The 26,137-nt window shown below is 71.0% G+C and carries 29 protein-coding genes; 21 read left to right on the forward strand and 8 right to left on the reverse strand.

Features of this window, described 5'->3' with window-relative positions; translation table 11 throughout:
* Positions 1–52: 52 nt before the first annotated feature.
* The 8 genes from hemL (at position 53) to DEJ50_RS18770 (ending at position 8,468) form a co-directional block, all read left to right on the forward strand.
* Positions 53–1,375, forward strand: coding sequence for a glutamate-1-semialdehyde 2,1-aminomutase (gene hemL, locus DEJ50_RS18735; RefSeq protein ID WP_150209125.1), 1,323 nt, complete (start codon positions 53–55; stop codon positions 1,373–1,375).
* On the forward strand, positions 1,372–2,052 hold the full coding sequence (locus DEJ50_RS18740) for a histidine phosphatase family protein (protein WP_150209126.1): 681 nt from the start codon (positions 1,372–1,374) through the stop codon (positions 2,050–2,052). The genes hemL and DEJ50_RS18740 overlap by 4 nt, the downstream gene beginning before the upstream one ends.
* A 186-nt stretch (positions 2,053–2,238) precedes the next feature.
* Complete coding sequence (locus tag DEJ50_RS18745) at positions 2,239–2,838, forward strand: TlpA family protein disulfide reductase (protein ID WP_150209127.1); 600 nt, start codon at positions 2,239–2,241, stop codon at positions 2,836–2,838.
* A 25-nt stretch (positions 2,839–2,863) separates the two neighbouring features.
* Entirely contained in the window at positions 2,864–3,625 is a 762-nt protein-coding gene (locus DEJ50_RS18750) for a cytochrome c biogenesis CcdA family protein (protein WP_150212214.1), read from the forward strand.
* A 14-nt stretch (positions 3,626–3,639) separates the two neighbouring features.
* Entirely contained in the window at positions 3,640–5,400 is a 1,761-nt protein-coding gene (locus DEJ50_RS18755) for a cytochrome c biogenesis protein ResB (protein ID WP_150209128.1), read from the forward strand.
* Positions 5,397–6,473 (forward strand): c-type cytochrome biogenesis protein CcsB, encoded by a 1,077-nt coding sequence (gene ccsB, locus DEJ50_RS18760; protein WP_150209129.1) that lies wholly within the window; start codon positions 5,397–5,399, stop codon positions 6,471–6,473. The genes DEJ50_RS18755 and ccsB overlap by 4 nt, the downstream gene beginning before the upstream one ends.
* A gap of 25 nt (positions 6,474–6,498) precedes the next feature.
* Positions 6,499–6,987, forward strand: a complete 489-nt coding sequence (locus DEJ50_RS18765; protein ID WP_150209130.1) for an SRPBCC domain-containing protein — start codon at positions 6,499–6,501, stop codon at positions 6,985–6,987.
* Between the two features lie 41 nt (positions 6,988–7,028).
* A complete protein-coding gene (locus DEJ50_RS18770) occupies positions 7,029–8,468 on the forward strand; it encodes a hypothetical protein (protein ID WP_150209131.1) in 1,440 nt (479 codons plus the stop codon).
* Between the two features lie 5 nt (positions 8,469–8,473).
* Here DEJ50_RS18770 and DEJ50_RS18775 read toward each other — a convergent pair whose 3' ends face one another.
* On the reverse strand, positions 8,474–8,878 hold the full coding sequence (locus DEJ50_RS18775) for a MarR family winged helix-turn-helix transcriptional regulator (protein WP_150212215.1): 405 nt from the start codon (positions 8,876–8,878) through the stop codon (positions 8,474–8,476).
* A gap of 169 nt (positions 8,879–9,047) precedes the next feature.
* On the opposite strand from DEJ50_RS18775, the gene DEJ50_RS18780 reads away from it, so the two are divergent.
* On the forward strand, positions 9,048–9,419 hold the full coding sequence (locus tag DEJ50_RS18780; RefSeq protein WP_223837814.1) for a cupin domain-containing protein: 372 nt from the start codon (positions 9,048–9,050) through the stop codon (positions 9,417–9,419).
* A 22-nt stretch (positions 9,420–9,441) separates the two neighbouring features.
* Here DEJ50_RS18780 and DEJ50_RS18785 read toward each other — a convergent pair whose 3' ends face one another.
* Positions 9,442–10,860 carry an MFS transporter gene (locus DEJ50_RS18785; RefSeq protein WP_150209132.1) on the reverse strand — a complete coding sequence of 473 codons (1,419 nt, stop codon included), beginning with the start codon at positions 10,858–10,860 and terminating at the stop codon, positions 9,442–9,444.
* 108 nt (positions 10,861–10,968) lie between these two features.
* Here DEJ50_RS18785 and DEJ50_RS18790 point away from each other — a divergent pair, with 108 nt between their 5' ends.
* Positions 10,969–11,937 carry a LysR family transcriptional regulator gene (locus tag DEJ50_RS18790; RefSeq protein WP_150209133.1) on the forward strand — a complete coding sequence of 323 codons (969 nt, stop codon included), beginning with the start codon at positions 10,969–10,971 and terminating at the stop codon, positions 11,935–11,937.
* Here DEJ50_RS18790 and DEJ50_RS18795 read toward each other — a convergent pair.
* Together DEJ50_RS18795 and DEJ50_RS18800 are read right to left on the reverse strand one after the other, a co-directional pair.
* Entirely contained in the window at positions 11,921–12,436 is a 516-nt protein-coding gene (locus DEJ50_RS18795) for an RICIN domain-containing protein (protein WP_150209134.1), read from the reverse strand. The genes DEJ50_RS18790 and DEJ50_RS18795 overlap by 17 nt on opposite strands.
* 126 nt (positions 12,437–12,562) lie before the next feature.
* Entirely contained in the window at positions 12,563–12,889 is a 327-nt protein-coding gene (locus DEJ50_RS18800) for a PLD nuclease N-terminal domain-containing protein (protein WP_150209135.1), read from the reverse strand.
* A gap of 89 nt (positions 12,890–12,978) precedes the next feature.
* Between DEJ50_RS18800 and DEJ50_RS18805 the strand changes: the two genes are divergently transcribed.
* The 3 genes from DEJ50_RS18805 to mqnP are packed head-to-tail and all read left to right on the forward strand — an operon-like array spanning position 12,979 to position 15,835.
* A complete protein-coding gene (locus tag DEJ50_RS18805; RefSeq protein ID WP_150209136.1) occupies positions 12,979–14,436 on the forward strand; it encodes a menaquinone biosynthesis decarboxylase in 1,458 nt (485 codons plus the stop codon).
* A complete protein-coding gene (locus DEJ50_RS18810) occupies positions 14,433–14,912 on the forward strand; it encodes a hypothetical protein (protein WP_150209137.1) in 480 nt (159 codons plus the stop codon). Before DEJ50_RS18805 ends, DEJ50_RS18810 begins: the two co-directional genes overlap by 4 nt.
* On the forward strand, positions 14,912–15,835 hold the full coding sequence (gene mqnP, locus DEJ50_RS18815) for a menaquinone biosynthesis prenyltransferase MqnP (RefSeq protein WP_411757683.1): 924 nt from the start codon (positions 14,912–14,914) through the stop codon (positions 15,833–15,835). The genes DEJ50_RS18810 and mqnP overlap by 1 nt, the downstream gene beginning before the upstream one ends.
* A gap of 97 nt (positions 15,836–15,932) precedes the next feature.
* Here mqnP and DEJ50_RS18820 read toward each other — a convergent pair whose 3' ends face one another.
* The gene (locus tag DEJ50_RS18820; RefSeq protein ID WP_150209139.1) at positions 15,933–16,517 is read right to left on the reverse strand and encodes a rhomboid family intramembrane serine protease; all 585 of its coding nucleotides are present in this window, start codon (positions 16,515–16,517) and stop codon (positions 15,933–15,935) included.
* A 136-nt stretch (positions 16,518–16,653) separates the two neighbouring features.
* On the opposite strand from DEJ50_RS18820, the gene DEJ50_RS18825 reads away from it, so the two are divergent.
* The 8 genes from DEJ50_RS18825 to DEJ50_RS18855 all read left to right on the forward strand — a co-directional run bounded on the left by DEJ50_RS18825 (position 16,654) and on the right by DEJ50_RS18855 (position 23,730).
* Positions 16,654–17,325, forward strand: coding sequence for a UbiX family flavin prenyltransferase (locus tag DEJ50_RS18825; protein WP_150209140.1), 672 nt, complete (start codon positions 16,654–16,656; stop codon positions 17,323–17,325).
* Between the two features lie 8 nt (positions 17,326–17,333).
* Entirely contained in the window at positions 17,334–17,573 is a 240-nt protein-coding gene (locus DEJ50_RS33990; RefSeq protein ID WP_190344575.1) for a hypothetical protein, read from the forward strand.
* Positions 17,574–17,611: 38 nt separating this feature from the next.
* The gene (locus DEJ50_RS18830; protein WP_150209141.1) at positions 17,612–18,067 is read left to right on the forward strand and encodes an Lrp/AsnC family transcriptional regulator; all 456 of its coding nucleotides are present in this window, start codon (positions 17,612–17,614) and stop codon (positions 18,065–18,067) included.
* Between the two features lie 49 nt (positions 18,068–18,116).
* Positions 18,117–19,280, forward strand: coding sequence for an aminofutalosine synthase MqnE (mqnE, locus tag DEJ50_RS18835; RefSeq protein WP_150209142.1), 1,164 nt, complete (start codon positions 18,117–18,119; stop codon positions 19,278–19,280).
* A 106-nt stretch (positions 19,281–19,386) separates the two neighbouring features.
* Positions 19,387–19,974, forward strand: coding sequence for a GNAT family N-acetyltransferase (locus tag DEJ50_RS18840; protein WP_150209143.1), 588 nt, complete (start codon positions 19,387–19,389; stop codon positions 19,972–19,974).
* A gap of 24 nt (positions 19,975–19,998) precedes the next feature.
* Positions 19,999–21,651 (forward strand): hypothetical protein, encoded by a 1,653-nt coding sequence (locus DEJ50_RS18845; protein ID WP_150209144.1) that lies wholly within the window; start codon positions 19,999–20,001, stop codon positions 21,649–21,651.
* A 53-nt stretch (positions 21,652–21,704) separates the two neighbouring features.
* Positions 21,705–22,016, forward strand: a complete 312-nt coding sequence (locus DEJ50_RS18850; RefSeq protein WP_150209145.1) for a DUF4229 domain-containing protein — start codon at positions 21,705–21,707, stop codon at positions 22,014–22,016.
* A 382-nt stretch (positions 22,017–22,398) separates the two neighbouring features.
* On the forward strand, positions 22,399–23,730 hold the full coding sequence (locus DEJ50_RS18855; RefSeq protein ID WP_411757623.1) for a dicarboxylate/amino acid:cation symporter: 1,332 nt from the start codon (positions 22,399–22,401) through the stop codon (positions 23,728–23,730).
* A gap of 73 nt (positions 23,731–23,803) precedes the next feature.
* Here the strand turns inward: DEJ50_RS18855 and DEJ50_RS18860 are convergent, their stop codons facing one another.
* The 3 genes from DEJ50_RS18860 to DEJ50_RS18870 are packed head-to-tail and all read right to left on the reverse strand — an operon-like array spanning position 23,804 to position 25,982.
* On the reverse strand, positions 23,804–24,112 hold the full coding sequence (locus DEJ50_RS18860) for a hypothetical protein (protein ID WP_150209147.1): 309 nt from the start codon (positions 24,110–24,112) through the stop codon (positions 23,804–23,806).
* Positions 24,112–25,524: a hypothetical protein gene (locus DEJ50_RS18865; protein WP_223837815.1), complete on the reverse strand. Its 1,413-nt coding sequence runs from the start codon at positions 25,522–25,524 to the stop codon at positions 24,112–24,114. Before DEJ50_RS18865 ends, DEJ50_RS18860 begins: the two co-directional genes overlap by 1 nt.
* Positions 25,521–25,982 carry a hypothetical protein gene (locus tag DEJ50_RS18870; protein ID WP_223837816.1) on the reverse strand — a complete coding sequence of 154 codons (462 nt, stop codon included), beginning with the start codon at positions 25,980–25,982 and terminating at the stop codon, positions 25,521–25,523. Before DEJ50_RS18870 ends, DEJ50_RS18865 begins: the two co-directional genes overlap by 4 nt.
* Positions 25,983–26,137: the final 155 nt, after the last annotated feature.

Genomic DNA, 26,137 nt, shown 5'->3' on the forward strand with positions numbered 1-26,137 from the left:
GCGCCGCAGCGGTGAAACGCCCGCCCGCAAGACTGTCGCCGCCTCTGAGACCATGGCTGGTGTGAGCTACCCGTACACGTATGAAGCCCCAGTTTCGCAGACGCTCTTCGAGCGCGCGTCCCTCGTGACCCCCGGCGGCGTGAACTCTCCGGTCCGTGCCTTCCGCGCCGTGGGTGGTACGCCCCGGTTCATGGTGTCCGGGACCGGTCCGTACCTCACCGATGCCGACGGCCGTGAGTATGTCGACCTCGTGTGCTCCTGGGGGCCGATGATTCTCGGCCACTCCCACCCGGAAGTGATCGCCGCCGTGCAGGAGGCCGTCGCGCGCGGCACCTCCTTCGGCACGCCCGGCGAGGGCGAGGTCGCGCTGGCCGAGGAGATCGTCTCCCGTATCGAGCCCGTCGAGCAGGTCCGGCTGGTTTCCTCCGGCACCGAGGCGACCATGTCGGCCATCCGCCTGGCCCGCGGCTTCACGGGCCGCGCCAAGGTCGTGAAGTTCGCCGGCTGCTACCACGGTCACGTGGACGCGCTGCTGGCCGCCGCCGGTTCCGGTCTCGCGACTTTCGCGCTGCCGGACACCCCGGGCGTGACCGGCGCCCAGGCCGGCGACACGATCGTGCTCCCCTACAACGACCTGGACGCGGTGCGCGCGGCCTTCGCCGCGCACCCCGGCGAGATCGCCTGTGTGATCACCGAGGCCGCCCCCGGCAACATGGGCGTGGTGACGCCCGCGCCCGGTTTCAACCAGGGCCTGGCCGACCTGTGCCGGGAGAACGGCGCACTGTTCGTCTCCGACGAGGTCATGACCGGCTTCCGCACCTCGCGGGCCGGCTGGTACGGGGTCGAGGGCGTCAAGCCCGACCTGATGACCTTCGGCAAGGTCATGGGCGGCGGCTTCCCGGCCGCGGCCTTCGGCGGCCGGGCCGATGTGATGGCGTACCTGGCGCCGGCCGGGCCGGTCTACCAGGCGGGCACGTTGTCCGGTAACCCGGTGGCCACCGCCGCCGGCCTCGCGCAGCTGCGGCTGCTCGACGAGGCCGCGTACGACAAGGTCAACGCGGTGTCGGCCGAGATCCGGCAGCTGGTGACCGGCGCGCTCACCAAGGAGGGCGTGGCGCACCGGCTGCAGACCGCCTCCAACATGTTCTCCGTCTTCTTCACCCCCGACGAGGTACGGAACTACGAGGACGCCAAGCAGCAGGAGAGCTTCCGCTTCACCGCGTTCTTCCACGCGATGCTGGCGAACGGCGTCTACCTGCCGCCGTCGGCCTTCGAGTCCTGGTTCGTGTCCACCGCCCACGACGAGCAGGCGGTCGAGCGGATCGCAGCGGCGCTGCCGGCCGCTGCCCGCGCCGCCGCGGAGGCCACCGCATGAGCAGCAGCGACATCACCGTCGTCCACCTGGTGCGGCACGGCGAGGTGGAGAACCCGGACGGCGTGCTGTACGGACGCCGGCCCGGCTACCACCTCTCCGGTCTCGGCCGGCAGATGGCCGACCGGGTCGCGGAGCACCTGGAGGGCCGGGACATCACCTACGTCGTGTCCTCCCCGCTGGAGCGCGCGCAGGAGACGGCGGCGCCGATCGCCAAGAGCCACGGCCTGGACCTGGCCACGGACGCCCGGCTGCTGGAGGCGGAGAACGTCTTCGAGGGCAAGACCTTCGGGGTCGGTGACGGCGCGCTGCGCAAGCCGGCGAACTGGAAGCACCTGACGAACCCGTTCCGGCCGTCCTGGGGCGAGCCGTACGTCGAGCAGGTCGTCCGGATGATGGGTGCGCTGGACGCGGCGCGCGAGGCGGCGCGCGGCCACGAGGCGGTGTGCGTCAGCCACCAGCTGCCGATCTGGATCGTGCGGAGCTTCGCGGAAAAGCGGCGGCTGTGGCACGACCCGCGGCGCCGGCAGTGCACGCTGGCCTCGCTGACCTCGTTCACGTACCAGGGCGACAGGATCGTTTCCGTGGGCTACAGCGAGCCGGCCCGGGACCTGGTTCCGGCGCATCTGCTCGCAGGGGCGAAGCCGGTGAAGGGCAAGTCCAAGGCATTTGGGGCATAAGGCCCTAAACGGGGTGCCCGGGCTCGGACTTGGCGTCGCGACAGCGGCGCCGGATCCGGGCCCGGGAACCCTCGGCGGTCCGCCGGCAGCCGCCTGATCAGCCGCCTGATCAGCGGCGGAGCGGCGGCTGGGCGGTGTCCCGGGGGGTGCGGAAGATCCCTGATATGCCCATGCGAAACTTTTCACATGAGAATTGGCCGCGCCCCCATCCTGCTGACCGCGGTGACCCTCGCGAGCAGCCTCACCCTCACGGCGTGTTCCGACGGCGGCAAGACCGCCACCGGCTCGGCCGGCGGCAACTACGTCACCGGCCCCTCCGGCGTCTCCACCGTCGCCAAGGCGGACCGGGTCGCGGCGCCCACGCTGGACGGCGAGACCATCGACGGCAAGACGCTCGACACCGCCTCCCTCAAGGGCAAGGTCATCGTCCTCAACGTGTGGGGGTCGTGGTGCCCGCCGTGCCGTGCCGAGGCGCCCGACTTCGCCAAGGTCTCCAAGGAGATGGAAGCGGCCGGCAAGCCCGTCGCCTTCGTCGGGATCAACACCCGCGACAACAGCAAGCAGAACGCGCTCAACTTCGACGAGGACTACGGGATCACCTACCCGAGCTTCTTCGACCCCGACGGCCGGCTGATGCTCCGGTTCCCCAAGAACACGCTCAGCGCCCAGTCGATCCCCTCCACGATCGTGATCGACAAGGACGGCAGGATCGCGGCCCGCACCCTGGTGGCGATCAGCGGCGAGACGCTGAAGAAGATGATCGACCCGCTGCTCGCGGAGAAGTGATTCCGTGGCCCCCCTGACCCCCGTGCTGCCCCTCGCCGCCGAGACCGGCGTGAACGAGACCGTACTGAGCGGCGGCCTGCTGCTGGCCGTGCCCATCGCCCTGCTCGCGGGACTGGTCTCCTTCTTCTCGCCCTGCGTCCTGCCGCTCGTCCCCGGCTACCTCTCCTACGTGACCGGGGCCAGCGGCGCCGACCTCGCCGAGGCCCGGCGCGGCCGGCTGCTCGCCGGGGCCTCGCTCTTCGTCCTCGGCTTCACCGCCGTGTTCGTCTCCGGCGGCGCCCTCTTCGGGGAGTTCGGCCGGACCCTCCAGGCCAACGGGGACACCATCTCCCGGGTCATGGGCGTCCTGGTGATCCTCCTCGGCCTGTTCTTCATGGGCTGGATCCCCGGCCTGACGATGCGGGAGTTCCGCTTCCACAAGAAGCCCGCGGCCGGTCTGCTGGGAGCGCCCGTGCTGGGTGTCCTGTTCGGCATAGGCTGGGCCCCCTGCACCGGCCCCACCCTCGGCGCCCTCATGACGCTCTCCTTCAACGAGGCCAGCGCCGTCCGGGGGGCGAGCCTGACCGCCGTCTACTGCCTGGGCCTCGGCCTGCCGTTCATCGTCACCGCCGTCGCCTTCCGCAAGGCGCTCGGCGCCTTCGGCTGGGTCAAGAAGCACTACGCCTGGGTGATGCGGATCGGCGGCGGCATGCTGATCGTCACCGGCATCCTGCTCGTCACAGGAATCTGGAACAGCATCGTGTGGGAAATGCAGAGCTGGACCAGCGGCTTCACCGTCGGGATCTGAGGACGTCACATCACATGAGTACGACCGACAACACCACGGGCACGGAGGCCGCCGCCGACCGCGAGGCCCCGGGCACGGACGCCGACCGCGAGGCCACCGGCACGGACGCCGCCGCCGACCGCGAGGCCGCCGCCCAGCTGTCCACCGCACCCGTCGAGGACGGCGGCCAGGACACCGCCCCCGCCGGCATCGGGGTCATCGGCTGGGCCCGCTGGTTCTGGCGCCAGCTCACCTCCATGCGGGTGGCGCTGATCCTGCTGCTCCTGCTCTCTCTGGGGTCCATCCCCGGCTCGCTGATCCCGCAGACCCAGGTCGACCCGATGAAGGTCGCCCAGTGGAAGCAGGACCACGATTTCTGGGTGCCGGCCGCCGAGAAGCTCCAGCTCTTCGACGTCTACACCTCGTTCTGGTTCTCCGCGATCTATCTGCTGCTCTTCATCTCGCTCATCGGCTGCATCGTCCCGCGCACCTGGCAGTTCACCGGCCAGCTGCGCGGTCGCCCGCCGGCCGCCCCCAAGCGGCTGAAGCGGCTCCCCGTCTACGCGACCTGGCGCACCGGGACCGCCCCGGAGGAGGTCCTCGCCCATGCGCAGTCCGTCCTCCGCGGACGCCGCTTCCGCACCGAGACCGCCGGGGACGCGGTCGCCGCCGAGAAGGGCTACCTGCGCGAGGCCGGAAACCTGCTCTTCCACATCGCCCTGATCGTGATGCTGGTGGCCTTCGCGGCCGGCCAGCTCTTCAAGTCCGAGGGCGGCAAGCTCGTCCTCCGCGGCAAGGGCTTCTCGAACACCCTCACCCAGTACGACGACTTCAAGTCCGGCAGCCTCTTCGACGTCGACGACCTGCCGAAGTTCAGCTTCACCCTGGACCGGTTCGACGCCACCTTCGAGAAGACCGGCCCGCAGAAGGGCACCCCGCGCGACTTCAAGGCGCACGTCACGGTCCGCGAGGGTGCCGACGGCACCCCCCGCAAGGCCGAGATCGAGGTCAACGAGCCCCTCGACGTCGACGGTTCCAAGATCTACCTGCTCGGCCACGGCTATGCGCCGATCGTCTCGGTGACCGACCGCAACGGCAAGGTGATCTTCAAGGACGCCGTGCCGATGCTGCCGCAGGACTCCAACCTCACCTCCTCCGGCGCGATCAAGGTGCCGGACGGCTACCGCGGCAAGGACGGCAACAAGACCCAGCTGGGCTTCGCCGCCTGGTTCGTGCCGACCTACGCCGGCGAGGGCAAGGGCACGATGTTCTCGCAGTTCCCGGCGCTGGACTTCCCGGTGCTCGCGCTCAGCGCCTACCACGGCTCCCTGGGCGTGGACTCGGGCCTGCCGCAGAACGTGTACCAGCTCGACACCCGCAAGATGCAGAAGTTCCCGGGCGACAACGGCGAGGTCTTCAAGCAGAAGCTGCTGCCCGGCGAGACCATGACCCTGCCCGACGGCGCCGGTTCGGTGAAGTTCGAGGGCATCGAGCGCTGGGCCACCTTCCAGGTCTCCCAGCAGCCCGGCAACGGCCTCGCACTCGCGGGCTCGGTCGCCGCCGTCCTCGGGCTGGCCGCCTCGCTGTTCATCCAGCGCCGCCGGATCTGGGTCCGCGCGGTGCCCGGCCCGGACGGGGTGACCGTGGTCGAGCTGGCCGGTCTCGGCCGCAGCGAGTCCGCGCGGCTCCCGGAGGAACTGGCGGAGCTGGCCGCCACGCTGCACGACCGGGCGCCCACGGCGCCCGCCTCGTCCGAGGATCCTGTCGAAGAAACCGTTGAAGGAGAGCGTGGATGACTCCGCTCGCAGTCGCAGCCAACGAGAACCTGGCCGAGATCAGCAATTACCTGATCTATTCGTCGATGGCGGTCTACACGCTCGCCTTCCTCGCGCACATCGCCGAGTGGGTCTTCGGCAGCCGCAGCAAGGTCGGCCGTACGGCGGCTGCGCTGACCGGCGGGGCGAAGGCGCCCGCGGTGCAGGTCCGGACGAAGGGCGGCGGCACGGCCGTCCTGGACCGGCCGCAGGTGGTCACCCGCGCGGCGGCCGGCAGCCGGGACGTCCCGGACGGCCCCGGCGCGGGCGGTGACACCGAGCAGGGCGACATGTACGGCCGGATCGCGGTCTCGCTGACCGCCCTCGCCTTCCTGATCGAGGCGGCCGGCGTGGTCACCCGCGCCCTGTCCGTGCAGCGGGCCCCCTGGGGCAACATGTACGAGTTCTCGATCACCTTCTCCACGGTGGCGGTGGGCGCGTACCTGGTGCTGCTGGCCGCGAAGAAGAACGTGCGCTGGCTCGGCCTGATCCTGGTCACCACCGTCCTGCTGGACCTGGGCATCGCCACGAAGTGGCTGTACACCGACAGCGACCAGCTGGTGCCGGCCCTGGACTCGTACTGGCTGTGGATCCACGTCTCCACGGCGATCTTCTGTGGCGCGGTCTTCTACATCGGCGCGGCCGGCACGGTCCTGTACCTCTTCCGGGACTCCTACGAGGCCCGGCTGGCCGGCGGCGGGACCGCGGGCCGGTTCGCCTCCTCGGTCCTGGAGCGGCTGCCCTCGGCGGCCTCGCTGGACAAGTTCGCGTACCGGATCAACGCGGCGGTGTTCCCGCTGTGGACCTTCACGATCATCGCGGGCGCGATCTGGGCGAACGACGCCTGGGGCCGGTTCTGGGGCTGGGACCCCAAGGAGGTCTGGTCCTTCGTGACCTGGGTGGCCTACGCCTGCTACCTGCACGCCCGGGCCACCGCCGGCTGGAAGGGCCGCAAGGCCGCCTACCTGGCGCTGTTCGCCTTCGCCTGCTGGATCTGGAACTACTACGGCGTGAACATCCTGCTCAACGGCAAGCACTCGTACGCGGGCGTCTGACGCCCCGGAGTGGGACGCTGGTGCCATGCCCATCGCACATGGCACCGGCGAGCGCCGTGACGGTGATCACTGGCTGCTGCACTTCGCGCCGCACCTGGCCGAGGCGTACGAAACGGTCTGGCAGGCCCTGACCACGCCGGAGGGCCTGCGCGGCTGGCTGGCGGAGGCGGAGGTCCTGGAGCGGCACCTGGGCGGGGCGGTCGCGCTGCGCTGGCTGACCGGTCCGGGGCGGCTGTACTCGGGCCGGGTCACGGCCTGGGACGTGGAGCGGGTTGCGGAGTACACGCTCGCGGAACACGGCCGGATCCGCTTCCACCTGGAGCCGCTCGGCACCGACTCCACCCTGATCCGCTTCACCAACGAGCGCCAGGGCTCCGAGGCCGACCTGCCGGCCGGCCTGGCCGGCTGGCACGAGCACTTCCTGCTGCTGGAGTCGTACCTCTCCGGCACCCCGGCGGACTGGCCCGCCTGGACGGACACCCGCCGGACGGCGCTGCGCACCCAGTACGAGTAACCGCGCATGCGCCCCGCGGGGCCGGGACCCAGCCTGGTCCCATGGACGAGAAGCGGTTGGCCGTGGTGCAGCCACCCGACGGCCGGGGCCTGCGCGAGGTCGCTGTCGGCGGTACGACGGTCGGGAGCGCCTGGTCGCTGCGCGGGCTGCGCAGACTGCTCCGCCGCGCCGGGTTCCCGAAGGACCTGGACCTCACGGACGGTGCGGCCGTCCGCTTCGACGGCGGGGACAGCACGGTCTGGCCGGACCGCAGGGGCCGGCGGTATGCGACCGTCCTCTTCGTCGTGGCCGGGCTGCTCGTCTCCGCGGGCCTGCTCATGGTCGTCGGCACCCCGGATGCCATGGGCGGCGTCACGTTCGCCGGCCGTGTCACCGGCCTGCTGTTCATCCTGGCGGGCGGGGTGGAGGTGGTGGCCGCGGCGGCGGCGCTCGACTACTGGGGCAAACGGCATCTGAGGTACTCGGGCTCGGTGGTCATGCTCGGGGTCCTCGTCGCCTTCGCCACCGACACCCTGTTCCTGGGGGTCTGGTTCCAGGAACGGGAGTACACGCGCTATCTCCTGGTCTTCCTTCCCCTGTGGTGCTGGTCCGTGGCGGCGCTCGTGCTGCTCTACCGGCAGCACGCCTGGGAGCGGATTCCCTTTCCCAAGGGCTTCACCGTGGGGGTGCTGGTGACCGCTCTGCTGTCCGCCTCCAATCTGGCGTACTCGGCCGTGTACCAGCCCTATTCCCGGCAGCCCCAGCTGGACCTGACGGTCGCCTTCGGCAGACCCCGTCCGGACCCCGGTCGTCCGGTGGTCCATCTGCCGCTCACGCTTCGCATGAAGAACACCGGGGCCATCCCCCTCTACGTGCTCGGCGGCGCCCACTGGGTATGGGGGCGGTCGGCAAGGTTCAGTGCCGGGGAGGTGGAGCTGAAGGACTGGAAGAAGGACATGGAGTGGTTGGAGGACATCGAGCTCCATGTCGAGGCAACCGGCTTCAAGCTGATCCACACCGGTCCGTTCGTCGTGCCGGGGACCTGGTTCGACCCGGGTGACGGTGCGACCGTGGAGACGATCGTCCAGGTCCCCAAGGACGCCGCGTACGACGCCCTGGAAGCGACCACGGAACTGATGTTCATGAGGAAGGACCGCGGGAAGATCGATGAAGTGGAGTTCGCCCGCCCGCGCTATTCATGGGACAAGGAGGAGCGGCAGTACTTCCGGTGCGCTCCGAAGGCCTGTCAGGACCACGTGTTCTACCGCGGAAGGCTGCGCCACAACAACAACCTCATCAACGTGACGAGAAGGCCGCGCTATGTCACCTCGTACTGGTCCGTGAACGGCAATGCCTCGGAATACGGTACGCATATCGGCCCGCTCGATTCCGGGGGACGGCTGTCCGGTGACGAGGAGCCCGACGAAAGGTACGGGGCCTTCTTCCTCTCGTCCAACACGGCGAAGATCCCCTTCGTCGCCCTGGTGAGCCCGCAGGTGTGAGCCGGCTACCAGACGGGCCGCAGTGGCGGCAGCGGAGTGCCGGGGGAGAGCGCGCCGAGCAGGCGGCCGAGTTCCCGGCGGAGCAGGCCGAGGTCGGTGTGGGCGGACAGTTCCGCCTCCAGCCCGTGCAGGATCCGTCCCGCCACCGCGAGGTGCGTACGCGCCGCGTCCGTCAGGACGACCAGCTTCCGCCGCCCGCCCTCCGGGTGCGGTTCCCGGCGTACGTACCCGCGCCGCTCCAGGTCGTCGATCAGCTGCCCGGCCGCCTGCTTGGTCATGCCGAGCCGTTCGCCCAGCTCGCTGCCGGTGGCCCCGCCGTCCTTCAGGACCTGGAAGGCCATGCCGTGCACCGGGCGCAGGTCCGGATAGCCGGCCTCGGCCACCCGCCGGGTGAACTCGGCCAGCAGCATCTGGAAGCCCAGCCCGAGCAGGAAGGTCAGCTCGGGGCCGGCGGGTGCGTCGTGGTGGTCCGTCACGGAAACATGGTGACACGGATGGGTCAAGCTGCTTTACTCAAGCTCTGAGTAAAGCGGCTTGACCCACCTGACCCATCTGACCCGCCTGTGGAGGAGAAGAGTTTTGCGCGTTATCAGCTCCGCCCCCGAAAACGTCACCGCCTCGCCCGCCGCCACCATGACCGGCCTGGCCGCCCCCAGCCGGGGCAGTACCGAGCTCAGCACCTGGCACACCCGGATGGAGGCCGGGTCCACCGGCCCCGAGCACTCCATCAGCCGGGAGCAGGTGTGGACCGTCGTCCTCGGGACCCTGGAGGTCACCGGCGACGGCCGGACCGAGACGGTCACGGCCGGCCAGACCCTGGTCCTCCCGCCCGGCATGCTCCGCCGGGTGCACGCACCCGTGGCTGCCGAGGCGTACGTGGCCATGCGCGCCGACGGGGTGGCCTCGGTGCCCGGCACCGAAGCCACCCGGGAGCTGCCCTGGGCGCAGTGACCCGGGGCCCGGCGGCAGCCGGTCAGACCTCCGACGGCTGCTGCTGCGCCGCGGCCGGCTCGCCCGCGGAGACCACCCGGCCGGAACGGGACCGCAGCCCGGCCGTGCTCACCGCCGCCGCCAGCAGGGCCGCGGCGAAGGGGACGAGCAGCCCGGCCCGGTGGCCGTCCAGGGCCGAGCCCGGTACGGCAGCGGACACCGCCGTCACCGCGGACAGGCCCAGCGCCGCACCGAACTGGAACGCGGTGTAGAGCAGCCCGCCGGCCAGGCCCTGGTCCTCCTCCGCGACGCCCTCCGTGGCCACGATCGTCAGCGGGCCGTAGACCAGCGCGAAGGCCAGACCCAGCAGCACCAGGCCGGGAAGCATCGCCAGGTACGTCCAGTCCGCGCCCAGCGGCAGGAAGGTGCCGTACGACAGGGCGGCCAGCAGCAGCCCGCCGAAGATCAGCCGGGCGTTGCCGAACCGGGCCACCAGCTTCGGCACCAGGGTGGGGGAGAGGACCGCGTCGATGCCGATCACCACCATCGCGAGGCTGGTCTCCAGCGTGGACCAGCCGCGCAGCTCCTGGAGGTAGAGGACGAGCAGGAACTGGAAGCCGAAGAATCCGCCGGCGAAGAGCAGCGCGGCCAGGTTGGTGCGCAGCAGCGGGCCGGAGCGCAGCACGGACAGCTTCACCAGCGGCACGGCAGCCCGGCGCTCCACGGCCACGAAGGCCGCCAGCAGCACCAGCCCGGCCCCGATGGTGGCGGCGGTCCAGCCGGGCGCGGCGTGCGCCGCCCGCTCCACCCCGAGCACCAGCAGCACGATCGCGGCGGTGATGGTCATGCCGCCCGCAAGGTCGATCCGCTCCCCGGCCGCCCGCCGGGGCCGGGCCGACTTCGGTACGAGCACCAGCGCGGCCACCAGGATCAGTGCGGACAGCACCACCGGAGCGAAGAACACCCAGCGCCAGTCCACCGAGGCCAGCAGTCCGCCCACCACCAGGCCGATGGAGAACCCGCCGGCCGCCGTGCCCGAGTAGACCAGCAGGGCCCGGTCCCGCTGCGGTCCCTCCGGGAACCCGGTGGTGATGATCGACAGGCCGGCCGGGGTCATGAAGGCCGCGGCCACCCCGGTCACGAAGCGGGCGGTGATCAGCATCCAGCCCTCGGAGGCCAGGCCGCCGAGTCCGGAGAAGAGCAGGAAGACGGTCAGCCAGCCGGTGAACATCTGGCGCCGCCCGAACAGGTCGGCGGCCCGTCCACCCAGCAGCATGAACCCGCCGTAGCCGAGGACGTAGGCGCTCATCACCCACTGGAGCTCACCCGTGGACAGGTCGAGATCCGACCGGATCGACGGCAGGGCCACATTCAGCATTGCGACGTCGATGCCCTCAAGGAAGATCGCGCCGCACAGGACGAGCAGGACGCCCCACTGGCGTCCGCGAAACGTGTGGTCCATGGGAATCCTCAGACGAAGGAAGAGGGAAAGGGTTGGTTGCCGGCTCAACCAACCCTCGTCCGCCCGCCCCACGGGAACAACGCCGAAGATGGCAACGTTCGTTCAGCCATGCTTACCGATCGCGATGAACTGGAGTGCTTCCTGATCCTGGCCGAGGAACTGCACTTCGGCCGCACCGCCGAGCGGATGCTGCTGTCCCGGGCCCGGGTCAGCCAGCTCATCCAGCGCCTGGAGCGGCGCGTCGGCGCCCCCCTCTTCCTGCGGACCAGCCGCAGCGTCGCCCTCACCGCCCTGGGCCGGCAGCTGCGCGAGGACCTCGAACCCCACCACCGCGGCATCGAGGCCGCGCTGGCCAAGGCCCAGGCCACCGCCCGGGCGGCCGACGGTGTGCTGCACGTCGGCTTCTCCACCCCGCCCGCCGGGGACCTCGTCCTCAAGACCGCCCAGGCGCTCCGCGCCAGCCACCCGGACCTGGCGGTGGAGGTCTGCGAACTCCCGCTCACCGACCCGTACGGGCAGCTCCGCAACGGCGAGTTCGACATCGCCTTCGCCGAGTTCCCGGTGCTCGAGGCGGACCTCGGAGAGGGCCCCGAGCTGCTGACCGAGGGGCGGGTGCTGGCCGTCGCGGCCGGCCATCCGCTGGCCGGCCGGGCCGCGCTGACCCCGGAGGACCTGGCCGGCGTACCGCTGCTGTCCCTCGCCGGCGACCTGCCGCCGTACCGGCGTGAACGGCAGACCCCGGCAAGCACCCCGGCCGGACGGCCGATCGGGCGCGGGCCCGAGGTCACCAATATGGCGGAGGCGCTGATGATGGTCGCGGCGGACCGGGGCGCGCTGCTGACGGCGGCGCACACGGCCGCGTACTACGCCCGCCCGGGCGTGGTCTACGTGCCCGTCGAGGACACCGCGCCGGTGGGCTACGGCCTGATCTGGCGGGCCGCCGACACCACCGGCGCGGTACGGGCCTTCGCGCGCGCTGCGGAACGCATCGCAGGGGAGGAGACCGCGGCCCGGGCCACGGCGCACCGGACTACCGGGCCACGGGTTACTGCGCCACGGGCTACTGCGCCACGGTGAACCGCCACGACTGACCGTCGAAGGCGCCGCAGCTCGACTGGTCCAGCGGCTGGCCGCTGTTGCCGGCGCCCCAGGCGACGCCCATGCAGAAGCCGGTGGCGCGGTTCCGCAGCTGCCAGCTGTCGTTGCCGGCGTACGTGGCCACCCACACCTGCGAGTCCATGTTCACGCACGGCGCCTGGACGAGGACGGCGTGGTCGGCGCCGGTCTGCGGGGTGATGCACATGTTGGTGGACCGCACCCGCAGGAAGTAGGCGTCCGTACCGGCCCCCTGGCCGACGAACTGCTTGTTGTACTTGCGGTCGCAGGGGAACTGGATCAGCCCGGCCCCCGGGCTCGTCGAATTGTTGCCGACGGCCGCGCACATGCCGGTGTGCATGGCCCGCACGTTGTTGTAGCGACCGTTGGACGGGTTGTCGGCGGCTGCGGGGGTCGCCAGACCCACCGCGAGGGCGAGGGAACTCAACAGGGCTCCGGCCGCCCCGACGGACTTCTTCACGGCTCACTCCGTTGCTTGTCGGTCAGACAGGTGACGGCGCCCCCGGGGATTGCCCGTGGGGGGCGCCGCGGCAACGGTGCAGGGCCCGCCGGTCCGGCGTCTACGGACCGATCCGGTCAGCGAGGCCTAGGAGCCGCCCTTGTCCTCGTCCCGGTCCTGCTGCTTGCGGTCCTGCTCCTCGCGGAGCCGGTTGAGGAACTCCGGGTTGTCGTCCGGGGCCACCCACTGGGAACGCCGCCCGCCGGACCGGCCGCCGGGGCCGCCGCCCGTGGGGGTGCGCTTCTTCCCGGCGAACAGCCACACCACCGGACCCACGATCGAGAACAGCAGGATGATGATCACCCACACCACCTTGGGCAGGTGTTTGACCTCTTCCTCGGGCGTGTTCAGGCAGTCGATGAAGGCGAACACGGTCAGGCCGATGATCAGCAGAAACGGCAGATAGCGCAGCACGGTGTGGGACCGACCCCCAGGAAGTGGTGGCGGGCCGCGACGGGCCCCGGTGACGCCTCCAGGGTAGTCCGTGGCGGATACTTGCCCCTATGGCTTACGACGATCTCCGCTCGCTGCTCCGGGCTCTGGAGCGGGAGGGCGACCTCAAGCGCATCAAGGCCGAAGTCGACCCGTATCTCGAGGTCGGGGAGATCGTCGACAGAGTGAACAAGGCCGGCGGTCCGGCCCTGCTCTTCGAGAACGTCAAGGGCTCCGACATGCCCCTGGCGATGAACGTCTTCGGCACCGACCGGCGGCTGCTGAAGGCCCTGGGCCTGAAGTCGTACGGGGAGATCAGCGAGAAGATCGGCGGGCTGCTCAAGCCCGAACTCCCGCAGGGCTTCATCGGAGTCCGCGAGGCCTTCGGCAAGCTCGGCTCGATGGTGCACGTGCCGCCGAAGAAGGTGAAGGGCGATGCCGCGCCCGTCCAGGAGGTCGTACTGACCGGCGAGGACGTGGACCTCGACCGGCTGCCGGCCCTGTTCACCTGGCCCAAGGACGGCGGCTCCTTCTTCAACCTGGGGCTCACCCACACCAAGCACCCGGAGACGGGCGTCCGCAACCTCGGCCTGTACCGGCTGCAGCGCCACGACAAGCGGACCATCGGCATGCACTGGCAGATCCACAAGGACAGCCGCAACCACTACGCGGTGGCCGCGGCGCGCGGCGAACGGCTGCCGGTCGCGATCGCCTTCGGCTGCCCGCCCGCCGTCACCTACGCCTCGACCGCCCCGCTGCCCGGTGACATCGACGAGTACCTCTTCGCCGGGTTCGTCGCGGGTAAGCGGATCGAGATGGTCGACTGCAAGACCGTGCCGCTCCAGGTCCCGGCGAACGCCGAGGTGGTGGTCGAGGGCTGGCTGGAGCCCGGCGAGATGCTGCCGGAGGGCCCCTTCGGCGACCACACCGGCTTCTACACCCCGCAGGAGCCCTTCCCCGCGCTGAAGATCGACTGCATCACGATGCGGAAGCGCCCGCTGCTCCAGTCGATCGTGGTCGGCCGCCCGCCGACCGAGGACGGCCCGCTGGGCCGCGCGACGGAGCGCTTCTTCCTGCCCCTGCTGAAGATCATCGTCCCGGACATCGTGGACTACCACCTGCCCGAGTCGGGCGGCTTCCACAACTGCGCGATCGTCTCGATCGACAAGAAGTACCCGAAGCACGCGCAGAAGGTCATGCACGCCATCTGGGGCGCGCACATGATGTCCCTGACCAAGCTGATCATCGTGGTGGACAAGGACTGCGACGTCCACGACCTCCACGAGGTGTCCTGGCGGGCGCTGGGCAACACCGACTACTCCCGCGACCTGACCGTGGTCGAGGGCCCGGTGGACCACCTGGACCACGCCTCGTACCAGCAGTTCTGGGGTGGCAAGGCCGGTATCGACGCGACGAAGAAGCTGCCCGAGGAGGGCTACACCCGGGACGGCGGCTGGCCGGACATGGTGGAGTCCGACCCGGCGACGGCGGCCCTGGTGGACCGCCGGTGGAAGGAGTACGGCCTGTGAGCCCGATCGCGGTGGGCGGCCCCGCCCTGTTCCTCGGCAGCGACACGCCCTGCGTGGCACTGCTGCGGCCCGAGCTGGACGTGAACGACGCCGGGCTGCGGCTCGCGGCGGAGCAGGCCGGGGTCAGCCCGGAGGAGTTCGCCGGGGACGCCGGCATCTGGCAGGTCATCGCCGACCGGACCGACGGCGAGGGCCGCGGCTTCGAGCTGCCGGACCTCGCCGACGCGGCGGCTGCGGCCTTCGCCGAGGGCCTGCTGGCCGCCCTGGACGGCGGGACGGACTTCGAGCTGGCGCTCGCCGGGGACGCGATCGCCGTCACCGGCCGCACCGCGGGCGACGACCGGATCTCCCTGGCCGCCCGGGTCGTCCCGCCGGCGGACGCGGAGGGCGAGGGGCCGCTGGACCTGGAGCTCGGCACCCTGCCGGTCGCGGAGCTCCGCGCCGACATCGCGGACTTCCGGGAGAGCCTCGCATGATGACGACCGCCGACGGGGTCGTCGACCCCGGCCCCGCCGCGCCGCAGGCCCCCGGCAAGGTGAAGGCCTTCCTGCGGCTCGTGATGATCGAGCACTCGGTCTTCGCGCTGCCCTTCGCCTACATCGCCGCGCTCACCGCCATGTTCGAGGTGAGCGGCAGCGTCCACTGGCTGGAGCTGCTGCTGGTCACCGTCTGCATGGTGGGCCTGCGTACCTTCGCCATGGCCGCGAACCGGATCATCGACCGGGAGATCGACGCGCGGAACCCGCGCACCGCGACCCGCGAGCTGGTCACCGGGGCGGTCTCGGTGCGGACCGCGTGGACGGGTGCCGGTGTCGCGGTCGCGGTCTTCCTCGGTTCGGCCGCGCTGCTGAACCCGCTCTGCCTGGCGCTGGCCCCGGTGGCCGTGATCCCGATGGTGGTCTACCCGTACGGCAAGCGGTTCACGAACTTCCCGCACGCCATCCTCGGGCTCGCCCAGGCGATGGGCCCGGTCGGTGCCTGGCTGGCGGTGACGGGGTCCTGGAACTGGGACGCCGTCATCCTCGGCCTGGCGGTGGGCGTCTGGATCGGCGGCTTCGACCTGATCTTCGCCTGCCAGGACGTGGCGGCGGACCGCGCCGAGGGCGTGAAGTCGGTCCCGGCCCGCTTCGGGGTCCCCGCGGCCCTGTGGGGCGCCCGCGCCTGCCACGCCGTGACCATGGCCCTGCTGGTCTGGTACGCCCTGGCCACGGACGCGGGCGTGCTGCTCTGGTCGGGCCTGGCGGTGGTCGCGGGTGCGTTCGTGTACGAGCACACGATCGTCCGCCCGCACGACCTGTCCCGCCTGAACCGGGCGTTCTTCACCGTCAACGGCGTGATCGGCATCTGCCTGTTCCTCGCCACCCTGGCCGACCTCTTCAGCCGGGGGCTCACCCTGTAGCCCACAGGGGTGGACCGGTGGGGTTCCCGGCCTGATGGCCGGCGCGCATCCGTACGCTGAGACCGGGTCATTGCTCCCCGCACCGTTGAGAGCGGGGCTACCCGTAGACCCCGGCCCGTCCCGGCGGGGCCTTCGGGAGGAGGAAGGCCACCGCCGCGCCCGCGAGCAGGCCGATCAGGTGGCCCTGCCAGCTGACCGAGGAGTCCGACGGGCCGATCCCGGACAGGATCGCGCTGCCCCAGATCGCGGCGACCAGCAGGCCGACGATGATGCCGGTCGGGCGGCGTTCCACGAAGCCGCGGACCACCAGGTAGCCGAACAGGCCGAAGACCAGGCCCGAGGCACCGGCCGTGTTGCTGTCGGAGGGGGAGAACAGCCACACCCCCAGGCCGTCCGCGACGATGATCACCGCGCAGACGAGGAGGAAGCGGCGCAGCCCGCCCAGCGCCGCGAGGAAGCCGAGGGCCAGCAGCGGGATGCTGTTGGCGGCGACGTGGTCCCAGCCGAAGTGGATGAACGGGGCGGTCAGCACCGAGGGCAGGTCGCCGGTGTCCCGCGCGGTGATCCCGTACGCGTCCAGCGCATGGCCGGTGGCCGTGTCGACCGCTTCGAGCAGCCACAGCAGGGCCACCCACCCCAGCATCAGGAAGCCGGCGATCCTGGCCCGGTCGGAATCGGTCATGGGTGGTGTGGTCCGTGCGCTCATCTCGGCCCCCTGTGCCGCCCCCGTGCCGCGCCCTGTGCCGGCGTTCTGTAGCGGGAACGTACGGCACACCTTGGCGAGTGCCCGGCCGGGGTGGCCGGATAGGCTCGGAGCCATGACTGACGGCAAGCGCACCCCGTGGGTGGTAGGGGTATCCGGGGCTTCGGGAACGCCGTACGCCGCAGCCGTGCTGCGCGGGCTGCTCGCGGCGGGGGAGAGCGTGGACCTGGTGGTCAGCCGGGCGTCGCGGCTCACCCTGCTGGACGAGACCGGCATCGCCTTCCGGGACGCCCACTGGCGCGAGGACCTCGCCGCGTGGCTGGACCGGGGTGCCGACGGGAAGCCCGGGACCTTCCGGGACCTGCCGCTGGACGGGGTGCGGTACTGGGGCGCGGGGGACCTCGCCGCGGGGCCGAGCTCGGGCTCGTACCCGGTCAAGGGGATGCTGATCGTTCCGGCCAGTACCGCCTGTGTGGCGGGGGTGGCGCTGGGGCTGTCGAAGGACCTGTTGCAGCGGGCGGCGAGCGTGATGCTCAAGGAGCGGCGCCGGCTGGTGGTCGCGGTGCGGGAGACCCCGCTGAACGGTCAGACGCTGAGGCATCTGGTGGCGCTGGACGAGGCGGGCGCCGTGGTGCTGCCCGCCTCTCCGGCGTTCTATGCGGGTGCGACGCACATCCAGGATCTCGTGGACTTCGTCGCGGGGCGGGTGCTGGATGCGGCAGGGGTGCCGCACCGGCTGTACCGCCGTTGGGAGGGGGAGATCGGTGGCTCCCGGCCTCGGGGTTAGCGCTGTCGGTGCTGCTGGCGCTGCTGTTAGCGCTTCTTGGCGTTGCGCGGCTTGGCGGCCTTCTCGGCGCGCTGCGCGGCAACGAATCGCTGGTGGGCACGGGATCGGTTGGCCTGCTCCTGAAGCTGTCGCATCTGGGCGTAGGCCATCTCGATCGTGTACACGGTGAACCACTCCTGAAGATCGTCATTGATCTGTTGAAAGATTCACAGGGTGTCGACCCTGTGCGCCTTAGATTCTATACGTAAACTTGCGTGATCGCCGAATAATGGAAGGCTCCAGGGACATGGACGCGGTGGATAGGCAGCTCATCCAGGCACTCCGGGAGAACGGACGTGCCTCATACGCCGAGCTGGGCCGGCTCGTGGGGCTCTCCGGCCCCAGCGTCACCGACCGGATCAACCGGCTGGAAACGGCCGGTGTGATCACCGGCTACCGCGCGACCGTCGACTCGGCCTCGCTGGGCCTCGGCGTCACGGCGCTGATCGGCATCTCGCTCTCCGACGCCGCCGACCACGAGGACGTGGCGCGCCGGCTGCGGGACCTCGCCGAGATCGAGGACTGCTGGTTCATCGCCGGCGACGACTCCTTCATGCTCAAGGTCCGCGCCAGCGACGTGGACGGCCTGGAGAAGATCATCCGCAAGCTGTCCGGCACCAAGGGCGTCTCGCGCACCCGTACCACGATCGTGCTCTCCACCAAGTGGGAGAACCGGGTCGGGGACCTGCCCGAAGAGCGCTGAGAGTACGGTGGGGCTGGGTTGCAGGACATCTAGAGGAGGCGACCGACGCATGGACGCTGGGCTCAAGCGCGAGCTGGAGGAGAAGGTCCGCTCCGGCGAGCGGCTGACCCGTGAGGACGGCATCGCCCTCTACGAGTCGGACGATCTGGCCTGGCTCGGCGGTCTCGCCCACGAGGTGCGGACGCGGAAGAACGGCGACGTCGTCCACTTCAACGTCAACCGCCACCTCAACATGACGAACGTGTGCACCGCGTCCTGCGCGTACTGCTCGTTCCAGCGCAAGCCGGGCGAGAAGGACGCGTACACCATGCGCATCGAGGAAGCCGTCCGCCTGGCCAAGACCATGGAGAGCGAGAACCTCACCGAGCTGCACATCGTCAACGGCCTGCACCCGAACCTGCCGTGGCGCTACTACCCGCGGTCCCTCTCGGAGCTGAAGAAGGCGCTGCCGAACGTCTCGCTGAAGGCGTTCACGGCCACCGAGATCCACCACTTCGAAACCATCTCCGGCCTCTCGGCGTCCGACATCCTGGACGAGCTGATCGAGGCGGGCCTGGAGTCGCTGACCGGCGGCGGCGCGGAGATCTTCGACTGGGAGGTCCGGCAGCACATCGTCGACCACCGCACCCACTGGGAAGACTGGTCGCGGATCCACCGCCTCGCGCACGAGAAGGGTCTCAAGACCCCGTGCACGATGCTCTACGGCCACATCGAGGAGCCGCGCCACCGCGTGGACCACGTGCTGCGGCTGCGTGAGCTCCAGGACGAGACGGGCGGCTTCCAGGTCTTCATCCCGCTGCGCTACCAGCACGACTTCGTGGACATGAAGGACGGCAAGGTCCGCAACACCCTGCAGGCCCGGACCAGCATGGCCACGGGTGCGGAGGCCCTGAAGACCTTCGCGGTCTCCCGCCTCCTCTTCGACAACGTCCAGCACGTCAAGGTGTTCTGGGTGATGCACGGTGTGCAGACCGCCCAGCTGGCGCTCCAGCACGGTGCGGACGACATGGACGGCTCGGTGGTCGAGTACAAGATCACGCACGACGCCGACAACTACGGCACCCCGAACAAGCTCACCCGGGACGACCTCCTGGAGCTGATCCGCGAGGCCGGCTTCCGCCCGGTCGAGCGGAACACGCGGTACGAGATCATCCGCGAGTACCCGGGGCCGGACGCCTCGCTGCGGGAGTCGCCCCAGCCGATGCGCGTCTGACGCGCCGCCGTACTGCTTCAACGCCCTGGTCCGCACAAAGGACCAGGGCGTTTTTGCGCCCCGAATCCACTGGCACCCCACCATGGGTAATAGATACTCTGGCCCTATGGCCCTTACGCAGCTCGCTTCGCCCGCCAAACCCGCCGCGCCCGCTGCTCCAGCCGCACCCGGGGCCCTCACCTTCACCCTGGACCCGTCGGTGGACCCGGCCCTGCACGAGGGCATCCTCGACCTGTGGACGGACGTCTCCAACGCGGGCGGCGCCGTGGGCTTCGTCGCACCGGTCGTCCGCGACGACATCCGCCCGCAGCTGATCAAGCAGCTCACCGCGGTCGCCGACGGCGGCAGCCGGCTGGTCGTCGGCCGCGACGCGGACGGCCGCGTCCTCGCCACCGCCTTCCTCACCCTCAACACCCACCGCCTGATGACGCACTGGCTGTGGGTGTACACGGTCATGGTCCACCCCGACCTCCAGGGCCGCGGCGCCGGCCGCGCCCTGATGGCAGCGGTCGCCGACGCGGCCCGCACCATCGAGGGCATCGAGGCCGTCCGCCTCAGCTGCCGCGGCGGCCTGGGCCTCGAACGCTTCTACGAGTCCTGCGGATACACGGAGGTCGGCCGCGTCCCGAAGGCGATCCGGGTCGCCGAAAACGACGATCGGGACGACATCCACATGCTGCTTCCGCTTGACTGATTCCCCTGGACCGAGGGGGACTTCATGGCGGTACCGGTGGTGCGGTGGGACCAGCGTGCGGTGGCACTGGCGGAGCTGCGGGGCACGGCCACCGATCGTGAGTTGTGGGAAGCGGCTCTTGCGGAGCGCGGCTGGCCGGTCCTCGAACGCCGGGGCACGTCCGTGACTCCGGTGACGGAGGCCCGCGCCTGGTACGTGGTCGAGATCCGTTTCCCGGGCTCCAGGTTCCGCGCCGTCACCGGGGCGCGCCAGCGGCTAGAGGTGCTGGCCGAGGAACTCCACCTGGACCTGGTGGTGGAGGCCGTGGACCTGGTGGTCCGGCAGCCGGACCTCCGGGCGCGCTGGCAGGCGTACGAGAGGCCCTCCCCGCGGACCGCGCGATGGACGCGCCTCTGGCGGCCGGCCGTGTCCCTCCTGCGCTGGGGCGGTACGGGCCGTCAGATATCGGCCGGAGCCCCCACCCAGGCCCAGGCGCTCGCGGCCAGGCCGCTGCCCGGGGCGGCGCCGCCGCCGGCCGGCCCGGTGGTCCACCGGCGTTCGCTGTCGTTCCGCGCGCGGGGCGGTCGCCCCCGTTCCCACACCCACCGGGGAGTGCCGCTCGCCGTCCTCGCCGCGCTGTTCGTCGGCCTCCTGGGTGCGCGTGAAGGCTCGACGGTGAACGGGGGGATCGGCGCCCCCGCGTTGCTCACCGGTTTCGGGGTCGGGATCGGTCCCTTCCTGGACCCGGCCCGGCTGGCCTGGCCGGGCGGCCCGGTCGTGGAGGCCGCCGTCGAACCGGCGTGGGTGATGACGGTCTTCGCGGTGGTGACGGTCCTGGTCCTCTGCCGGCTCTACCTCCGCAACCGTCCGGACTGGCCGGTCCTCCTCGCCCTCCTGGTGGGGACCCTCGTCTACCTCGTCGTCCGTGCCGTGGGATTCGTGACCGGATCGCTCTTGATCCACCAGGTGCCATGGGGGGACGCCGCGCTCGCCCATGTGGACGCCCTGGCGGTCAACGTCATGCTGGTCGCAGGGCTCGGGCTGCTGATCCGCCAGAGCGGTTGGCGCCCCGTCGTGCCCTGGCTGCTGCCGGCCCTGCTGCCCTTCGTGCCCGGCCTGCTGCCCGCGGTGGGGCTCTCGCTGCACGCCACGTACCTGGCGGCGTTCGAGGTCGACCTCGAAGACGTCGACATCGCCGCCGTGGACTCCCTGGCCGCAGCCGCCGCGGTGCTGGCGGCCATGGGGCTTTGGTTGTTCGTCCCGGCGCTGCTCGGTTTCGCGCGGCACTTCCACCTCATGGTGCGCGACCGGTGGATGGGCCGGCTGTTCCTCGTCCTCGTCTCCGTCTTCTGCTGTGCCGTGGGGGTGGGCGGGCTGTGGGAGGACGCGACCACGACCAGTTTCGAAGCCCGCCTCAACGCCTCCGGCGGTTACACCCCGCCGCCGTACTACGGCATCAAGCCGGAGTGGGTCTGTGCCTCGCCGGCCCGAGAGCTCGGCAAGGTGCCCAGCGAAGGCGGTCTGCTGCAGCCGGAGCGTCCCTACCTGCTGCTGGGGGACGCCAGCGGGACCGCTCTACTCTGGCACACCGCGAGGGTGCCCGGGATCCCGCTGCCGGACGACGAAGGAGCGCTCAAGATTCCCCTTGCGTCGCTGCGGCTCGTGCCCGCCGAGGACCCCCGGCGCCCCTGCCCGTAGGACGCGCGTGCTTCACTGGACGGGCACGACCGACGTAGAGACAAGGGGTCACAGTGACCGGCAAGTCGAACGCTGCCATTCGGTACACCGCGATGCGGCTGGGCATCTTCGCCGGCTGCCTCCTCGTCGTGTTCACGCTCGTCCGGCTCCGCTGGGTGCCCGCCGGGCTCGGGGACGCCAACCTCGCCTGGGTGGTGCTGCTCGCGCTCGTGCTGTCCGCGCCGCTGTCCTTCGTGCTGCTCCGCAAGCAGCGCGAGGACATGGGCGTGCAGATCGCCGGACGGGTCGCGGGCGCGAAGGAGCGGCTCGCCGCGAACCGCACCCAGGAGGACGCGGCCGACGACGCCGCCCGCGCCGGCTCCTGAGAGCTCCCAGGGCCTCACCGCACGCCCTGCCGGCCAGTTAGCTTCATCACACACCGAATCGCCCCGGTGCTGGGTCCACCGCCCCAGCGCTGGGGCGGTGGCGTTTCTGCGGGGCCTCGGCCCTGGCACGGCTCAAAGTAAGCCTTTGAGATTCTCAAAGGGTAAGTGTTAGCGTCCTCAACATGTTGACGACAGCTGCGCCCTCCACGGCCATGAGCACCCCGCTCGTGGCGCGCCTGCACGTCGATCTCTGCCGCCGCGTGTCCGCGGCCTGTTGCTGTTCGTAATCCGTCCAGCAGCGGTCCCGGCCGGGCCTTTCCCTGGCTGCCGCACCGCACCATCCCGCAGAACCTTCCGCTTACCTGTGCGTCATCCCCGGAGTGTGCCCGTGTCCGCGACAGCGACCACGCCCCCCAAGTCCTCCTTCACGTCCTCCTTCAAGTTCCCCTTCTGGGCGCAGATCGTCACCGGTCTGGTGCTCGGCGTCCTCCTCGGCTGGCTCGCCCGCAGCCAGGACGTCAGCTGGCTGGCCACCACCCTGGAGAAGGTCGGCGACATCTTCGTCCAGCTGCTGAAGCTGGCCGTGGCCCCGCTGGTCTTCTTCGCGATCCTGGTGTCGATCACCAACCTGCGGAAGGTCAACAACGCCGCCCGGCTGGCCACCCGCACCCTGCTGTGGTTCATGATCACCTCGCTGATCGCGGTGGGCATCGGCCTCGCCATCGGCCTGCTGACCGACCCCGGCGCCGGCACCGGCCTCACCCCGGCCGACGGCCAGGAGCCCAAGAAGACCGGCTCCTGGATCGACTTCCTGACCGGCATCGTGCCGACCGACATCATCACGCCGTTCACCGAGCTGAACGTCCTGCAGATCGTCTTCATGGCCGCCGTCGCCGGTATCGCCGCCCTCCAGCTCGGCGAGAAGGCCCAGCCGGTGCTGAGCGTCGCCGAGTCCGTCCTGGAGCTGCTGCAGAAGGCCCTGTGGTGGGTCATCCGCCTCGCCCCCATCGGTACGGTCGGCCTGATCGGCACCGCCATCGCCTCGTACGGCTGGGACCTGATCGGCAAGTACGCGACCTTCACCGCCGACGTGTACATCGGCTCGGCGCTCGTGATGTTCGGTGTCTACCCGCTGCTGCTCGTGACGGTCGCCAAGGTCAGCCCGCTGCAGTTCTACAAGGGCGCCTGGCCCGCCATCCAGCTGGCCTTCGTCTCCCGCTCCTCGGTCGGCACCATGCCGGTCACCCAGAGGGTCACCGAGCGCCTCGGCGTCCCGAAGGAGTACGCCTCCTTCGCCGTGCCGTTCGGTGCGACCACCAAGATGGACGGCTGCGCCGCGATCTACCCGGCGCTCGCCGCGATCTTCATCGCGAACATCTTCGACGTGCAGCTGGGCATCAAGGAGTACCTGCTCATCGCGTTCGTCTCGGTGGTCGGCTCGGCCGCCACCGCGGGCCTGACCGGCGCCACGGTCATGCTGACCCTGACCCTGTCCACGCTGGGCCTGCCGCTGGCCGGTGTCGGCCTGCTGATGGCGATCGAGCCGATCCTGGACATGATCCGGACGGCCACCAACGTGGCCGGCCAGGCCCTGGTCCCGGTCGTGGTCGCCGCCCGCGAGGGAATCCTGGACAAGCAGGCGTACGCCTCGGCCTCCGCCTCCCCGCTGGACGAGGCGGGCCCGCAGCCCACCCCGGCCCCCGCCGCAGCCTGACCCCCGGCCCCCGCCGGCGCAGCACACACCGCGGCCCCCGCCCCCGTCCGGGCGGGGGCCGCGGTGCGTGTGCTCAGACCGTTGCCGCCCGGACCAGGGCGACCGTCGTGAGCAGCAGGGGGAGGGCGTACCACCAGCGGCCCATGGTGCGGCGGAAGACCGGGGTCAGGGTGATGAGGAGACCCGCTCCGCACAGCACCGCCGAGAGCACCGACAGTGTCTGGACGTCCTCGCGGAACGGGGCGTCCCCGGGGCCCGGGCCGGCGATCAGCGCGAGGGCGCAGAAGTAGACGGCGGGTGCGTAGAGGAGGGCGAGGGGGACGCCCAGGACCCAGCGCAGACAGCCCTGGTCCTCGGGCAGATCGATGTTCTCGCGTGCCATCAGCGCATGGCCTCCCGTACCTTGCCGAGGTTGTCGCGGAAATCATCGCCGTAGTCCTGGGCCTTCTTCGATTCCCAGTACGGGCCGCCGTTGTAGCGGGCGGCGATCTCCTGCATCTGGTCCGGGGACAGCCGGTCGGCGGGTACGTCCGCCAGGCCGGTCTCCGCCTTGATCTGCGCCAGGAAGCCCGCCGCGACGAAGGCGTTCTGCTTCGGGTCCTGGAGGGCCTGCTGCACCACCCGCTGCTGCTGCTCCGTCATGTGCTCCGGGTCGTAGCCGAGGACTTCCGCGCCACGCCGGAGCTGGATGGCGATCGGCCCGAAGGAGGTCTCGTCCACCTCGCCGCCCAGCCGGCCCGGCAGGTTCCGGGCGGTGACCGGGCTCAGGCCCCAGGGGGCGTCCGCGGACCGGCGGAAGAAGTCCACGCCGTTGTCCACCAGGCCGGGGCTGCCCGCGATCTCCTTCCAGGCGATGCCCGCGACCAGCTCATCCGGCAGTCCCGCGTGCTGGGCCGCGGCGCGCAGCACCTCCCTGTTCCGGGCAATCCACTCGGCCTTCTCCCCGTCCCCCGAGGGCGGCAGCCAGAAGGTGTCGGCCGCCTCGGGGAGCCCCGCCACCCGGGTCCGGATGTCCGCCAGGCGGGGCGAGACCAGGGTGTCCGTGCCGACCGGGCCGGTCAGCCCGGTCTTCGGGCCGCCGCCGGGCAGGCGGGTCAGCGGGTTCGTACGGGCCTCCGCCGCCTCCCGGCGCAGGTCGGCCATGGCGGAGGGCAGGTCGGGGCGCTCGCCGGCCCCCGTCACCTTGAACTCGGGCAGCAGGTCGTACGCCTGCCGCAGGGAGTGCGTGCACACCGCGCGGGCCTCGGACTCGGTGGTCTTCGCCCGGTGGAAGAACCCGCCGGCGGTGTCGTGCAGCCGGTCGGCCTGCTCGCGGATGTCGTCGACGTCCATGGTGAGTTCGGCCAGCCCGTCGAGGAAGCCGGTGGTGGCCCGCATGTCCTCCCACTGGCGCATGGGCTCGGCCTGCTGTGCGGTCCGGGTGACGGCCGTGCCCTTGGTGGCGATGAGCGCGGCGAGCTTCCGCTCGGCGTCCAGGCCGTCGGAGTAGTGCGCCTTGGCGGCGGCCAGCGCCAGCGCGTACGCGTAGAGGGCGCTCGCCGCCTTGTCGAAGCCCTCCGCCAGGTGTCCCACGAGCTTGCGGGTCTCGGTGAGGCGCCCGGTGTAGGCGCCGCTGTGCGCGCTGTGCCATTCGGTGCCCGTCTCGGCGCGGCGGGCGGGTCCGCCGGCCTCGACGAGCAGGTCGCGCAACCGCCGGAACTCCCGGGCGTTGCGTTCGACGAGCGGGGGGTTGCACTCGGCGAGGAACTCGACGTCCTTGCGGAAGGCCAGTCCGTCGGTCAGTCCGTCGGTCATCGGTCCTCCGGTGCCACGTAGTTCCCGGACGCCAGGATGTGCTCCAGGAAGGTGCGGGCGGTGTCGTCGTCGACGGCGGCGAACTGCGTGCCGGCGGTGCGCAGGCGCGTGCCGAGGGCGGCGAACAGGGCGACGGTGTCCTGGAACTGGTCGTCGGCGAACCGGCTGAAGCGCAGCACCTGTGCGGCGACGTCCTCGTGGGCGCGGGGCGCGCGGGCCATGGTGGCGGCGTCGCCGTCGGGGCGGCCCTCGTGGAGGAAGGCGGCGATCTCGATGAGCAGGTTCGCGTTGCCGTTGATGGAGGAGCGGTCGGCGACCAGGCCGTCAGCCCCGTCGGCCCCGTCCGCCGCTGAGCCCGGTCCGCCGGCCGAGGCAAGCCGGGTGGCGGGCGGGCCGGCCGCGAGTCTGGCGCGGGCGACGACGGCCTTCTGCTGCGCCCATTCCGCTTCGAACGACATGCTGCTGTTCCTGTCCCGGTTCCGGAACCCTGTCCTGGTTCCCCGCTCGGTGCTGTCCGGAGGCGACCGTAATCGCTGGTTCCGGTAGTTGTGTTCACGCCAAACGGCGGGATGGCGGTTGCAGCGGCGTGGGCCTCGCGTGGACGTGCCGTGGG

Source organism: Streptomyces venezuelae, from assembly GCF_008642295.1.
GTDB lineage: Bacteria > Actinomycetota > Actinomycetes > Streptomycetales > Streptomycetaceae > Streptomyces > Streptomyces venezuelae_C.